Raw genomic sequence first — 13,405 nt, forward strand, 5'->3', positions numbered from 1 at the left:
GCCCCACTGACGTTGGGTCAACCGCCACCTCCCCCACGGAATCTCTGGTTCCGCCGGCCCGCCCGCCGAGCGTCCTCGCTCGGCGGGCGGGCCGGCGCATTGAGGGACGTTCCATGTTCCGGAATTCGGTAACTGTCTTCAGATATCCGGTACTTGCTCCATTCTCGCTTGACCGGTCCTCTAGTGGCCGGATATGTTTCTTCCGCCCACCAGAAGAGGACTTCCACAGTCCGGAAGTGTCGTTCGGGTGGGTGTGGAATCGGGAGTCGCGTATGCCCTATATATCCGCTGCCGCCGTTGCGGCTGCGGGGAGGATCGAACCGTGTCGGCGTGCTCGTCGATCATCGCCGGATGATGCTCATTCCGGACCTTTCGTCCGGGGAACCATGCGAAGAGTTGGGGGCTGTCGACGCCAGAACCAGAAACGCTTTCCAGTTGGTGATTCGGGGGAATCCGACGAAGGCGAAGAACTGTCCGGGTCCGCGTTGTCGTCGAACCCGACGCGATCCGGTCCCTGGGTTTCGGTGATTCATTCTTCTCTTGCTACGGTCGGCCGGAGAACGTCCTGTCGGCGATGCATACTGCCGACGGTCTTCGGTGGCTGCTTTCCTCTCGAACCCCATGCGCCGTTCAGTGGTTGACGCTGCTGCAAGAGAAGGTTCCAAGGCAAAAGCTCGTGCGTATCTTGATCGTAGACGATTGTCCAGAATCAACTGAGGAGCTGAGCGGGGATCTTTCCGGCTACGGATTCAGGGTGGAGTCCGTGAACTCATGGCTGCCGGCTCTTGATCTCTCCGACTCCGTGGACGTCATACTCCTCGACGTCTCACTTCCCGGCGTGGACGGATTCGAACTCTGTCGCGCCATCAGGTCGCAATCACAGGTGCCCGTCATCATCGTCAGCAGCCGGGGGGACGAGTTCGAGCGCGTCCTGGGTCTCAGGATGGGCGCGGACGACTACGTCCTGAAGCCGTACGCGCCCCGTGAGCTGGTCGCCCGGATCCAGGCGGTGGCCCGCCGTGCCTCCGGCCATCAGGAGAGGAGCACCGGTCGTCGTCACATGCTCGAACTGTGCGGCGTACGCATCGACATGACCCGGCGGGCCGTCGCCGTAGAGGGACGCGAAGTCAGCCTGACCCGGAAGGAGTTCGACCTCCTCTCGCTCCTGGTCTCCGAATCCGGCGAGGTCGTGAGCCGCGACCGCATCATGACGCGTGTCTGGGGCCACGACGGAGCGGGCGACCTGCGCACCCTCGGTGTGCACGTCTGCAACCTGCGCAAGAAGCTGGGGAAGCCAGGCTTGATCGAGACGGTGCGGGGAGTGGGGCTCCGCCTCTGCGTCCGGCAGCCCGTGAGTGGGTCAGCCCGGTGACGGACACGTTGAGTCATCGAAGTGCCGCTACGGTGGCGTCCACCGCCTGGCGGGTACTGGTCGCCGGCAGTGACGGCGCCGAGGCGGAGGACCTGATGCGCATGCTGCGCCGGCACGGGCACGAGCCCTCCTGGGTGCGCAGCGGCGATGCCGCACTGCGGGGGTACGGGGACGTGGACCTGCTGTTGCTCGACCTCGAACTGCCGGATCTGGACGGCCTTGAGGTGTGCCGACGGGTTCGGTCCGACAGCACCGTCCCGTTGATCGCCCTCACCGCGCGAGGGGACGAACTCGACCGGGTCCTCGGCCTGCGGGCGGGCGCCGACGACTATCTCGTCAAGCCGTACAGCTTCCTGGAGCTGATGGCGCGCATCGAGGCCGTGATGAGACGGGTGGCTCAGGTGCGCCCCGACACGGCCGCCGTGATCCGCCGTGGACCGCTGCGCATCGACCGGGCGACCCGGCAGGTCACCGTGGACGGTCGCCGGATCGACGTCACGCCCAAGGAGTTCGATCTGCTCCATCTCCTCGCCTCCCATCCGGACGCCGTCCTGCCGCGGAAGGAGATCATGCAGCGGGTCTGGGGGGATTCATGGTCCCGCCGCACCATCGACACGCACGTGAGCAGCCTCCGCGGCAAGCTCGGCCGCAGCGAGTGGATCCTGACCGTCCGGGGTGTCGGCTTCCAGTTCGGGCGTCTGTGACGCGTACGAGGTCCGGGCCGTGCGGGGGCCGGGCCGAGCGCCCACCGATCCCGTCTCACGAGGACGAGGAGGTGGGCACCGGCTCGGGCCGCGTACGCCGGTCCAGGGCGCGCTGCACGGCGTACGCGGCCACCGCCGCGGCCAGGGACACCAGGCCGCCGACGAGGAGCCCCGACCGGGCGCCGAACCCTTCCGAGAGCCGGCCGACGAGGAGCGCGCCGAAGGGCGTGGAACCCTGCAGTACCAGCGTGTAGAGGGCCATGATCCGGCCGCGGTACTGCGGATCGCTGCCGAGCTGGACCCGGTGGTTCGCCGCCTGGGCGAAGTAGCTCGCGCTGAAACCCGTGAGCGCCAGCAGCAGAGCGGCGGAGAGCGGCCCGGGAGCCCAGCCCGCGGCCGTGGTGAGCAGCCCGAAGGCGGCCGCCGCGAGGATCACGGTGCCGGCGGCCGGCCGGCCGCGGCGCGCGGTGGTGGCGAGGGCGGCGAGCAGCGAGCCCGCCGCGAACGCGGTGGTCAGCAGCCCGAAGGTGGTGGCGTCCGTATGGAACACGGTCTTGGCCATCAGCGGCAGCGTGAGCTGGAAGTTCAACCCGAACAGGCTGATGACGGCCACGAGGGCCAGGACGAGCAGCAGGTCCGGGTTGCTCCTGGCATACCGCAGCCCGTCGACGACGCGGGGACGCTCCGGCCGCCGCGCCGCCCGCTTGTACTCCGACGGCCGCATCCGCCACAGCGCGATGACCGTGGCCAGATAGCTGACGGCGTTGAGCATCATGACCGGGCCGACACCCGCCGCGGCGATGAGCAGGCCGCCGACCGCCGGGGCGGCGATCCGCGCCACGTTGAAGTACGCGGCGCTCAGTGCCGACGCGTTCGGCAACAGCTCGGGACCGACGAGTTCACCGACGAAGGACATCCTCGTGGGGACCTCGACGGCATTGACCACGCCGAGTGCCAGGGCGATCAGGTACACGTGCCACAGCTGCGCGGCGCCGCTCAGCTGCGACAGGCCGAGGAGACCGGCCAAGGCGGCGGACGCCAGGTTCGCCCACGTGAGCAGCCGGCGCTTGTCGTACCGGTCGGCGAGCCGGCCCCCGTACAGCGTCAGCAGCAGGATCGGGGCGAACTGGAGGGCGGTGACCGTGCCGAGCGCGACCGCGGAATCGTCGGTCAGCGACAGGACGAGCCAGTCCTGAGCCATGACCATCATCCAGGTACCGGTCGCGGAGAGCACCTGGCCGGCCGTGAACAGCCTGAAGTTGCGCACGGACAGGGAACGGAACATGCCGTTGAACTTCTTGTCCATGGTCAGCAGGGCGCGACCGCTGCCTCGTGCCCCGCCAGGCACTCCTCCAGGAAGGCCAGGGCCCGCAGGTGGTAGGCGCGGGCGGTCCAGCCGAGGCTGATGTTGTGCCCCGCGGCATTCTGACGTTCGACGAGGACCCTCGGCGACGCGAGCAGCGAGCGGAGTTCGGCCACATCCTCCTCGCCGTGCCGCCAGATCGCCTCGTGCTCGGCGAACGTCAGCCGGACCGGGACGCGGACCCGGGCGGCGATCGCGGGGAAGCGGTCCGGCCAGCGGGGGAGCTCCTCGCGCTCGCGCACCGGCATGGGGGTGACCAGGTCCCCGCTGTAGCGGAAGGTGCCGGTCGGATACAGCCGCAGCGGCCCCCAACTGCGCTTCCACCGGAGTCGGCCGCTGTCGTCGAGGACCGCCTCCGGGGCGACGGAGTAGTCCCGTGCGCAACCGGAGATGTCCAGCCCGAGGACGCGTCCCCGGACGTCCTCGGCCGCGGTGGTCAGCGCCAGCTTCCCGCCGTAGGAGTGGGCCAGGAGGAGCATGCCGCGGCCCGTGTCGTACCGGGCGGCGAAGTCGTCGAGAGCCAGGTGCAGCGTACGGGTCTGCTCGGCGAGGGTCTGTCCGTCGGGATGGGTCGGTGCCGAGGCGCCGTAGCCGGGCCGGTCGAGGGCGACCACGGTCACCCCCAGACTCGCCCCCAGGGTCAGCAGCGACAGTCCGTTCGCGGCCGGGCTGTGGAAGTAGCCGGCGGTCATCCCGCCACCGTGCAGTGCCACCACCACCGCCCGGGGGGCGCCGTGCTCCGGCTCGGCGAGCAGCCCCGAGACGGGCGTGCCGGCCGCGTCGAGGACGATGCGGCGGACGGAACCGGACGCGGCGGGCTCCGCGGCGGTGGGGGACGGGTGTGCGCGACGGGACATGGGTCTCCTGCGGAGCGGAGGCCTTTCGGCCGGGAATGCGTTCGGATGCGGAGCCATGGGCCCATCACAGGCTGACATTCGCCTCGGGGGGCGGCAAGGCGGCATGACCGGCCGTCACAGATCTCTGACGTACTTGACATTGCTCTGACAATGCAGCCATTGATCGCGGCCGGTCCAGCGGGAAAGCTTTACCGTAGCTCCTGCCGTGCCGCCCCGGGAATTCACGGATATGGCGGCCGGTCAGCGCCGGAAGAACACAGTTGCACGCCTCGGACAACTCCACGGTCTATTGGGTCCACGTGAGTCCATGGCGCTCGCCATCGTTGATTCGCGCGGGTCGATTCGGTCGGCAGGGGAACGTCCGGAGCAGGTCCGCTGCGCCCGGCCGCGCCCGAACCAGGAGGCTCACCGTGAAGGTTCTGTTCGTCGCCGGACCCAGTTCCGCGACGCTGTTCGCGCTCACGCCGCTCGCCCAGGCGGTCCGGTCCGCCGGCCATGAGGTGATCATGGCCACGACGGAGGAGATGGTGCCGGTCGCCGAGCGGCTCGCGATCCCGTTCGTGACGGTGACCGACCGCACCCTTGCCGGTCTGCTGACCACCGATCGGACCGGAGCGGTGCTGCCCCTGCCGCAGACGCTCGCCGAGCACCGCCGGTTCGCCGGCGGCTGGTTCGCCCGGCTGGCGGCCTACACACTGGACGACCTGCTCGAACTGACCCGGCACTGGCGTCCCGACCTGGTCGTCGGCGGCACCAGCGCGTACGTGACCGGACTGCTCTCCGCCCACCTCGGCGTCCCCCATGTCCGCCAGACCTGGGACACGCTGCGGACCGGAGAGGTGATAGACCGACACGCCGACGAGGAACTCGCCCCCGAACTCGCCCCGCTCGGACTGAAGGAGCTGCCGCGCCCCGATCTGTTCCTCGACGTCTGCCCGCCGAGCCTGCGGGCACCCGAGGACCTCGGCGCACCCGGCATCCGCTGGGTGCCGGGGAACATGCAGCGGAAGCTGGAGCCGTGGATGCTGACGCGGGCCGACCGACCGCGCGTGTGCGTCACGTCCGGCAGCCGGGTGGCCGTCACCGAGAGCCAGGAATTCCTCCGGAACCTGGCGCGCAGCGTCCGGGACCTCGACGTGGAGATCGTCGTCCCGGCTCCCGAGGAGGTGGCGGGCGAGCTCCGCGCCACGGTCCCCGACGTGCGGACGGGATGGATCCCGCTGGACGTCCTCGCCCCCACCTGCGACGTGATCCTGCACCACGGCGGCGGGGTCACGGCCATGACCGCCCTGCACGCGGGCGTGCCGCAGCTGGTGCTGCCGAGCTTCCCGACCTTCGGGGACTCCTGGGCGCGCCTCGCCGATTCCGGGGCGGCCGAGGTCCTGATGCCGCAGGAGCAGTCCGAGGCGAGCGTGATCGACGCCTGCCGGCGGCTGCTGACGCGGCCCGAGTACCGCGAACGGGCCGCCGGGCTCTCCCGGGAGATCGGTGCCATGCCGGGCCCGGCCGCCTACGTGGCCCGGCTGGAGGGCCTCGCGGCCCGCTGACGGCCACCACCCGTTCCACGGCGCGCACACCACGCGCCCACCGAAAGACAATCAGCACAGGAGAGGCAGCAGAACCATGGAAACGTCGCCCGTGAACACGCCCCGGATCGGGATCATCGTCGGCGCCACCCGCCCGGGTCACAAGGCGGGGAGCGTGGCCCGGTGGGTCCACGGCATCGCCGCGGAGCGTCCCGGGGCGGCCTTCGAGGTCGTGGACATCGCGGACTTCGCCTTGCCGCACCTCGACGAGCCCGTGCCGGCCCGCATGGGTACGTACACCAACGCGCACACGGTGGCGTGGGCGGAGAAGGTCCGCAGCCTGGACGGCTTCGTCTTCGTGACGCCGGAGTACAACGCCTCGATCCCGGGCGTGCTCAAGAACGCCATCGACTACCTCGCTGCCGAGTGGGGCGGCAAGCCGGCCGGCTTCGTCGGCTACGGCATGCAGGGCGGCGTACGCGCGGTCGCGCACCTGCGGGTGGTCCTCGACGGCCTGGAGGTCGCGGACGTGGAGCCGGCCGTCGGGCTCACCCTCCCGGAGGACTTCGAGAACTTCACCGTGTTCAAGCCGGCGGCCCACCGGACCAAGGAGGTCCTGGTCATGCTGGACGCGCTGCTCGACCGATTCGGCCGGGCCGGCTGAGACAGCCCCGAAACGCCGGACCGGTCCGGTTCACCGCGCGGTGAACCGGACCGGTCCGGCGTTCCGATCACGCCGTCGTCGCGATCACCGGGGTCGACGCGGTCGCGCCGCGACGTTGCTTGGCCGCGCGCTGTGCGAAGGTCCGTTCCACGTCCTCGGCGTGGTAGACCTTGCCCCTGGTGTCCTCGCGCCGCCGCCACCGGTGCTCGCCGGCGAGTCGGTACACCGAGCCCAACGGGGTGTCCCACAGCCGGGAGATGTCCGGTGCCTTGAGCCAGCGCTCCGCGGGGCCCTCGTCACGGCGCTGCCCCAGCCTCGTCCACTCGCGCGTCTGCCAGCGGTGCGCTTCGTCGAGGGAACACCACACCTGCGGAACGAGTGCCGAGCCGGGGGCGGGCAGCGTCGCGGTCAGCTCACCCGCGCATCCCTCCCGCACGCACGCGCCCACCCGGACCCGGTGCCAGGTGTCGCCGCCGCTGAGTCTGCGCGCCCTGCGGACCAGGGCCGCCAGCTCCGCGGTCGCCTCGCCGACCGCCGCGTGCGCGGAGAGCCAGGCCACGTGCCGGGCCAGGAAGGCCGAGCGTGCGGCGACGTCCCGCGGGGGTGCCGCGGCCGGCCGTTCCTCCACCACCAGAGAGGTCCACGCGCCGAGGACGGCGAGGATGTCCGCGCGCACGTCGGCCGCGTCCGTGTTGAACGGCATGTTCCGCGCGTTGCCGCCCGTCGTCTTCTGATGTCCGGGCAGGCGCGACGCTCCCCCCAGCACCTGCTCGCAGGCCGAGTACAGCTCGGGCAGGAGGGCGAGGTCCTCCGCCAGTCGCTGCCGGCAGGAACGACACAGCCGCGACCCGTGCGTGCTCGGCGTACGGGAATTCGCGCACCGCACTCCGACGCACCTGCCCATTGCGATCCATTCGGCGTTCAGATTTTCCATGGGGACAACGTAAGCGACGCCAATGGCCGGGGCAAACGGCCCGTCAGGTCACTTCATTAAGTCTCGATTAACGCATCTGAATGGAAACTTAGAGGCGAGTTAGTGGTATTCCTCTTGTGCTTCCCGATGGTTTTGAAGAATAGTTTTCCTATCGTCCGGACACGTGCAACTGGATGAGGTGTGGAGTGGATTGCCCTCACGTTGCACGCGACCGAAGGAGATATTCGGATGAAGGCTCTTGTCCTGTCGGGCGGCACGGGGACGCGGCTGCGCCCCCTCACCCACTCGATGCCCAAACAGCTCATGCCGATCGCCAACAAGCCCGTACTCGAGTACGTGCTCGATGACATCCGGGCCATGGGCGTCACCGATGTCGGCATCATCGTCAACCACTGGGCCCCGGCCGTCCGGGAGCGGATCGGGGACGGATCCCGGCTCGGGCTCCGGGTCACCTACATCCGCCAGGACGAGGCCCTCGGCCTGGCCCACGCGGTGACCGTCGGCCGCAGCTTCCTGGGGGACGAGGACTTCGTCCTGTACCTCGGGGACAGCGTCCTCACGGAGGGCGCCGCGCACGTGGCCGACACGTTCCGCGCCACCCGGCCGGCGGCCCACGTGGTCGTCTGCAAGGTCGGAGACCCCAGAGCCTTCGGTGTGGTGGAGGTCGACGCCGACGGCGCGGTGGTGGGTCTGGAGGAGAAGCCGGAGCACCCCGCCGGCGACCTCGCCATGACCGGCGTGTACTTCTTCACGCCGGCCATCCACGACGCCATCGCGGCCATCACCCCGAGCCGCCGGGGTGAACTGGAGGTCACCGACGCCATCCAGTTCCTCCTCACCAGCGGGGCCGAGGTCCACGCCACCGTCTACACCGGTGTCTACAAGGACAACGGGCGGGTGGAGGACATCCTGGACTGCAACCGGGTCGTCCTCGAAGGTCTGCGGCCCGAACTGCGCGGCGAGGTGGACCGGGGCAGTGAGGTGAGCGGTCCCGTCACCCTGGGGCCGGGCGCGCGGATCATCCGGTCGAAGGTCGAGGGTCCCGCCATCATCGGCGCGGGAACCCGCATCGAGGACTGTCACATCCGTCCCTACACCTCCATCGGCGACGACTGCACGATGCGCGATTCCCAGATCGCGTACTCGATCGTCCTCGACCAGGCGTCCGTCACCGGGGTGAGGGGCCTGCACGGGTCGGTCATCGGCCGGGCGGCAGCCGTCACGGCGGCACCCGGCGTGCGCCGCACCCTCGTGCTCGGTGACCACAGCCGGATCGAGATCGAAGCCTGATGGGCCCGTTCGGGCACGCGACTTCCGGAGTAGAAGAGCACATGACGCGCACCAACGACACAGTCGAATGGCTTGCCCGCAGGGCGCAGAGCAGCGCCTTCCAGGTCAGCCGGATCCCGTTCGCCGACCTCGACGGTTGGGAGTTCACCGCCGACACCGGCAACCTCGTCCACCGGAGCGGCAGGTACTTCAGCGTCGAGGGCTACCACGTCACCGTGGAGGACCGGAACGGCGGTACGGCGCCCCGCGAGTGGCACCAGCCCATCCTGAACCAGCCCGAGCACGCCATCCTGGGCATCCTCGTCAAGGAGATCGACGGCGAGCTCCACGCGCTGCTGCAGGCGAAGATGGAGCCGGGGAACATCAACATGCTCCAGCTCTCGCCCACCGTCCAGGCCACTTGGAGCAACTACACGCGCGTCCACCGCGGTGCCGCCGTGCGGTACCTGGAGTACTTCACCACGCGGGCACACGGGCGGGTGATCGCCGACGTCCTGCAGTCCGAGCAGGGCTCCTGGTTCGACCGGAAGACCAACCGCAACATCATCGTCGAGGTGACCGGCGACGTGCCGGCCCACGACGACTACCGGTGGTTCCCGCTGTCTCTGATCGGTGAGCTGCTCCTTCTCGACAACGTGATCAACATGGACACCCGGTCGGTGCTGTCCTGCCTTCCGGCCGGCCACGTCCCGGGCGCCGGTAAGGGCGGGGCCGACATCGACCTGCTGTCCTGGATCACCGGGGTGCGGGCCCGCTACCACGTGTCGTCCCGGCTGGTCCCCCTCGACGGCCTGCCCGGCTGGAAGCGGGGCGAGTGGAGCGTCGACAACGAGTACGGCCGCTACTTCCGGATCGTCGCGGCGTCCGTACGGGCCGACACCCGTGAGGTCTCGGGCTGGACCCAGCCGCTGCTGGAGCCGATCGGGCGGGGCGTCGCCTGCTTCCTGGCCCGCCGTCACGAGGGCTCCCTGCAGGTGCTGGCCCACGCCAGGACCGAGGCCGGCTTCGTCGACGCCGTCGAACTCGGACCCACCGTCCAGTGCACCCCGGACAACCACGCGCACCTCCCGCCGCAGGAGCGGCCCGCGTTCCTGGACCTCGTCATGGAGGCCGGCGAGCAGCAGATCATCTACGACGCCGTGCACTCGGAGGAAGGCGGCCGGTTCCTGAACGCGGAGAGCCGGTACCTGGTCGTCGAGGTCGCCCCCGACCTCGACGTGCCCGACGACTTCCGTTGGGTCACGCCGGCCCAGATGACCTCGCTGGCCCGCCACGGCCACTACCTCAACATGCAGGCCCGCACCCTCCTGACCTGCCTGAACCTGGCCGTCCCGACCGGGCGGGCGGCATGACGGCACCGCCGCTGCGCATCGGCGTCATGGGCGCGGCGAGCATCGCCCGACGGCGCGTGATGCCGGCGATGGCCCTCGACGACGGAGCCCGGATCACCGCCGTGGCCAGTCGGGACCCGCGGAAGGCCGCGGAACTTGCCGAGGCCTACGGCTGCCGACCCGTCACCGGCTACGCCGGACTGCTCGAACTCGACGACGTCGACGCGCTGTACATCCCGCTCCCGCTGGCCCTGCACGCACCGTGGGTGGAGGCCGCGCTCCGTGCGGGCAAGCACGTCCTGGCCGAGAAGCCGCTGTCCGCCGACCCGGCGACCACGCGGCGGCTGCTGGACCTCGCCGAGAGCCGCGGTGTGGTGCTGATGGAGAACGTCATGTTCGTCCATCACTCCCAGCACGCGTACGCACAGCGGCTCGTGGCCGACGGTGCCATCGGTGAACTCCGCTCCCTGCACGCCACGTTCGCCATACCCCGGCTCCACGACACGGACATCCGCCTCGCGCCGGAACTCGGCGGTGGAGCCCTGTGGGACGTCGGCCTGTACCCGATCCGGGCGGCCCTGCACTTCCTGGGCGCGAACTTGCGGGTGGCGGGCGCGGTGCTCACGCGGGGCGAGGGCCGGCGGGTCGACACCTCCGGAGCCGTGCTGCTGAGCGACCCGCAGGGGGTGAGCGCACACCTGACGTTCGGCATGGAGCACTCCTACACCTCCCAGTACGAGATCCGGGGGAGCGAGGGCAGGATCCAGGTGGACCACGCCTTCACGCCTCCCGCCGACCACGCGCCGGCGCTCCGCCTCGTGACCGGAGCTGGAACCCGAACCCCGGCGCTGCCGCCTGACGATCAGGTGGCCCGCACGCTCGGCGTGTTCCTTTCCGCGGTTCGCGCCCGCGCCCTCCCGGCCGGTCTGGCCGAGGCCTCCCTGCGGCAGGCGGAACTGCTGAGCGCCGTCCACCGGGCCGCGGGGGCGCCCTCCGCGACCGGTCTGTGATACCCACACACTCTCTTGGAGCCATTTCCGTGTCTGGACATGTGAAGGTGGCCGTCATCGGCCTTGGATACGTCGGGTCGTGCCTGGCCGCGACCCTGGCCGACCGCGGTTGGGACGTCGTCGGCGTCGACACCGACACCACCCTGATCGAGGAACTCCGCGCCGGCCACGTCCGTTTCAAGGAGGCCGAACTCGAAGACACCGTGCTCCGCGCGGTGAAGGGCGGCAAGCTGACCTTCACCACCGATCCCGCCGAGACCAAGACGGCCGATGTCGTCCTGGTCACGGTCGGCACTCCGGTGGATGACGACGGCGCCCTGGACGACCGGCAGCTTCTCGGCGCCTGTCGGGCTCTGAGCGAGCACCTCAGGGACGGCCAGATGGTGGTCCTCAAGAGCACCGTCCCCCCGGGAACGACCCGGAACGTGGTCCTGCCCGTCCTGGAGCGCAGCGGCCTGAAGGCGGGTGAGTCGTTCGACCTCGCCTTCAGCCCGGAACGCCTCGCCGAGGGGACGGCCCTGCGGGAGCTGCGCACCTTCCCCATCGTGGTCGGGGCGATCGGCGCACGCGGTACCGAGCGGGCCGCGGCGTTCTGGCGAGAGGCGCTCGACGTCGAGGTGCTGCCGCAGGAGAGCGTGGAGGCAGCCGAGATCGTCAAGCTCGCCGACAACTGGTGGATCGACCTCAACATCGCGCTGGCCAACGAGATGGCCCGGTACTGCGCCCTCTTCGGGGTCGACGTGCTCGACGTGATCAACGCGGCCAACACCATCCCCAAGGGCAACGGCAACGTCAACATCCTCATGCCCAGCGTCGGTGTCGGCGGCTCGTGCCTGGTCAAGGACCCGCTGATGGTCTCCACCTCGGCGCGCGGTCACGGCGTGGAGATCCGCACCGCGCAGGTCAGCCGCGCCGTCAACGACGACATGCCGCACTACGCGGCCCGGCTGGTCGTCGACGAGCTCGCGGCAGCCGGCAAGGAGCCGGCCGGCGCGGTGGTCGCGGTGCTGGGTCTGGCGTTCAAGAACAACACCGGAGACCTGCGCTCCACCCCGGTGGAGGGCGTCGTCCGGCGACTGCTGGAGGCCGGCTGTCAGGTACGGATCTTCGACCCGCTCGTCGACCCGGTGGCCGCCGAGCGCCTGTTCGGCCTCACGCCGTCGTCGGGCCTCGACGAGGCGGTGCGGGACGCCGACTGTGTGGCGGTCCTGGCCCTGCACCGGGAGTTCGAAGGCATCGACTTCGCCACTCTGCCCGTCCGCGAGCGGTGCGTGCTCCTCGACGGACGCGCCTACTACTCGAAGGAACAGATCGCCGCGCTGCGGCGCGATGGCTACGTCTACAGGGGAATCGGTCGCTGATGAGCAAGACGCGCAGTGTCGTGACGGGAGGCTCCGGCTTCGTCGGCGGCCACCTGGTGAAGCGGCTTCTGGCCCGGGGTGACGAGGTCACGGTCTTCGACACCGGCTTTCCGGCCGAAGAGGACGGCTCCCGCCGCATCATGGGAGACGTCCGAGACCGGGACCGGCTCGCCGAGGCCATTCCCGCCGGAACCGACGTCGTCTACCACCTCGCGGCCGTCGTCGGGGTGGACCAGTACCTGGCCCGCCCGCTGGACGTCATCGACATCAACGTCACCGGCACCCGCAACGTCCTCGAATGCGCGGCCCGCGCCGGCGCCAAGGTCGTCCTGGCCAGCACCAGCGAGGTCTTCGGCAAGAACCCGCAGGTGCCCTGGGCGGAAGACGCGGACCGGGTGCTCGGCCCGACCTCGGCGGCCCGCTGGACGTACTCCACGAGCAAGGCGCTGGCCGAGCACATGACGCTCGCCTTCGCCGACCGCCACGGGCTCGACGCGACGATCGTCCGCTACTTCAACGCCTACGGCCCGAGCCAGCGGCCCGCCTACCTGGTGAGCCGCAGCATCCACCGGGTTCTGGGCGGCCTGCCTCCGGTGATCTACGACGACGGCGCCCAGACGCGATGCCTCACCTACATCGACGACATCGTCACCGGCACCCTGCTCGCCGCGTCCGCCGACAAGGCCGCCGGAGAGGCGTTCAACTTGGGCAGCATGACGGAACTCACCGTCCGGGACATCATCAACATGATCGTCTCCCTGGCGGGCGAAGGCGTCGAGCCGATCACCGCGAACACCGCCCAGCACCTCGGCTCCGCCTACGAGGACCTCGGCCGGCGCATGCCGGACAACACCAAGGCCCGAGAGCTCCTCGGCTGGGAATGCTCGACCGCTGTGGACGACGGCCTGGCGCAGACCATCGCCTGGGCCCGGCAGAACCCGTGGTGGCTCGCCCTGCCCGGCAGCGGCGCGTCATGAGCCGGCCCGACCACCA

Annotated in this window: 12 protein-coding genes; 9 read left to right on the forward strand and 3 right to left on the reverse strand. The window is 70.2% G+C overall.

From position 1 onward, the window contains the following. Positions 1-637 precede the first annotated feature (637 nt). On the forward strand, positions 638-1,372 hold the full coding sequence (locus M4D82_RS25265; protein ID WP_249768211.1) for a response regulator transcription factor: 735 nt from the start codon (positions 638-640) through the stop codon (positions 1,370-1,372). Positions 1,373-1,404: 32 nt separating this feature from the next. Next, entirely contained in the window at positions 1,405-2,076 is a 672-nt protein-coding gene (locus M4D82_RS25270; protein WP_349637090.1) for a response regulator transcription factor, read from the forward strand. Between the two features lie 55 nt (positions 2,077-2,131). Here M4D82_RS25270 and M4D82_RS25275 read toward each other — a convergent pair whose 3' ends face one another. Both M4D82_RS25275 and M4D82_RS25280 read right to left on the reverse strand, forming a co-directional pair. Next, positions 2,132-3,382, reverse strand: coding sequence for an MFS transporter (locus M4D82_RS25275; protein ID WP_249768212.1), 1,251 nt, complete (start codon positions 3,380-3,382; stop codon positions 2,132-2,134). 2 nt (positions 3,383-3,384) lie between these two features. Next, complete coding sequence (locus M4D82_RS25280) at positions 3,385-4,296, reverse strand: alpha/beta hydrolase (RefSeq protein ID WP_249768213.1); 912 nt, start codon at positions 4,294-4,296, stop codon at positions 3,385-3,387. A 410-nt stretch (positions 4,297-4,706) separates the two neighbouring features. Here M4D82_RS25280 and M4D82_RS25285 point away from each other — a divergent pair, with 410 nt between their 5' ends. Beyond that, the gene (locus M4D82_RS25285) at positions 4,707-5,843 is read left to right on the forward strand and encodes a nucleotide disphospho-sugar-binding domain-containing protein (RefSeq protein ID WP_249768214.1); all 1,137 of its coding nucleotides are present in this window, start codon (positions 4,707-4,709) and stop codon (positions 5,841-5,843) included. A gap of 76 nt (positions 5,844-5,919) precedes the next feature. Further along, positions 5,920-6,486, forward strand: coding sequence for an NADPH-dependent FMN reductase (locus M4D82_RS25290; protein WP_249768215.1), 567 nt, complete (start codon positions 5,920-5,922; stop codon positions 6,484-6,486). A 67-nt stretch (positions 6,487-6,553) separates the two neighbouring features. Here M4D82_RS25290 and M4D82_RS25295 read toward each other — a convergent pair whose 3' ends face one another. Then, positions 6,554-7,420, reverse strand: a complete 867-nt coding sequence (locus M4D82_RS25295) for a hypothetical protein (protein WP_249768216.1) — start codon at positions 7,418-7,420, stop codon at positions 6,554-6,556. 228 nt (positions 7,421-7,648) lie between these two features. Between M4D82_RS25295 and M4D82_RS25300 the strand changes: the two genes are divergently transcribed. Genes M4D82_RS25300 through M4D82_RS25320 form a run of 5 tightly spaced genes read left to right on the forward strand, consistent with a single transcriptional unit; the run spans position 7,649 to position 13,389 of the window. Further along, positions 7,649-8,710, forward strand: a complete 1,062-nt coding sequence (locus M4D82_RS25300) for a glucose-1-phosphate thymidylyltransferase (RefSeq protein ID WP_249768217.1) — start codon at positions 7,649-7,651, stop codon at positions 8,708-8,710. Positions 8,711-8,751: 41 nt separating this feature from the next. After that, entirely contained in the window at positions 8,752-10,062 is a 1,311-nt protein-coding gene (locus M4D82_RS25305; RefSeq protein ID WP_249768218.1) for an NDP-hexose 2,3-dehydratase family protein, read from the forward strand. Beyond that, a complete protein-coding gene (locus M4D82_RS25310; protein ID WP_249768219.1) occupies positions 10,059-11,051 on the forward strand; it encodes a Gfo/Idh/MocA family protein in 993 nt (330 codons plus the stop codon). The genes M4D82_RS25305 and M4D82_RS25310 overlap by 4 nt, the downstream gene beginning before the upstream one ends. Positions 11,052-11,080: 29 nt before the next feature. Further along, positions 11,081-12,412 (forward strand): nucleotide sugar dehydrogenase, encoded by a 1,332-nt coding sequence (locus M4D82_RS25315; RefSeq protein WP_249768220.1) that lies wholly within the window; start codon positions 11,081-11,083, stop codon positions 12,410-12,412. Beyond that, complete coding sequence (locus M4D82_RS25320) at positions 12,412-13,389, forward strand: NAD-dependent epimerase/dehydratase family protein (RefSeq protein ID WP_249768221.1); 978 nt, start codon at positions 12,412-12,414, stop codon at positions 13,387-13,389. The genes M4D82_RS25315 and M4D82_RS25320 overlap by 1 nt, the downstream gene beginning before the upstream one ends. Positions 13,390-13,405 lie beyond the last annotated feature (16 nt).

This window comes from Streptomyces sp. RerS4 (genome assembly GCF_023515955.1).
Lineage (GTDB): Bacteria > Actinomycetota > Actinomycetes > Streptomycetales > Streptomycetaceae > Streptomyces.

What these genes read in the sequence shown, in the direction of transcription:
- M4D82_RS25295 (WP_249768216.1), bottom strand. Translation starts at nt 7,420, where the DNA reads ATGGAAAATCTGAACGCCGAATGGATCGCAATGGGCAGGTGCGTCGGA.
- M4D82_RS25290 (WP_249768215.1), top strand. Translation starts at nt 5,920, where the DNA reads ATGGAAACGTCGCCCGTGAACACGCCCCGGATCGGGATCATCGTCGGC.
- M4D82_RS25310 (WP_249768219.1), top strand. Translation starts at nt 10,059, where the DNA reads ATGACGGCACCGCCGCTGCGCATCGGCGTCATGGGCGCGGCGAGCATC.
- M4D82_RS25320 (WP_249768221.1), top strand. Translation starts at nt 12,412, where the DNA reads ATGAGCAAGACGCGCAGTGTCGTGACGGGAGGCTCCGGCTTCGTCGGC.
- M4D82_RS25275 (WP_249768212.1), bottom strand. Translation starts at nt 3,382, where the DNA reads ATGGACAAGAAGTTCAACGGCATGTTCCGTTCCCTGTCCGTGCGCAAC.
- M4D82_RS25305 (WP_249768218.1), top strand. Translation starts at nt 8,752, where the DNA reads ATGACGCGCACCAACGACACAGTCGAATGGCTTGCCCGCAGGGCGCAG.
- M4D82_RS25300 (WP_249768217.1), top strand. Translation starts at nt 7,649, where the DNA reads ATGAAGGCTCTTGTCCTGTCGGGCGGCACGGGGACGCGGCTGCGCCCC.
- M4D82_RS25280 (WP_249768213.1), bottom strand. Translation starts at nt 4,296, where the DNA reads ATGTCCCGTCGCGCACACCCGTCCCCCACCGCCGCGGAGCCCGCCGCG.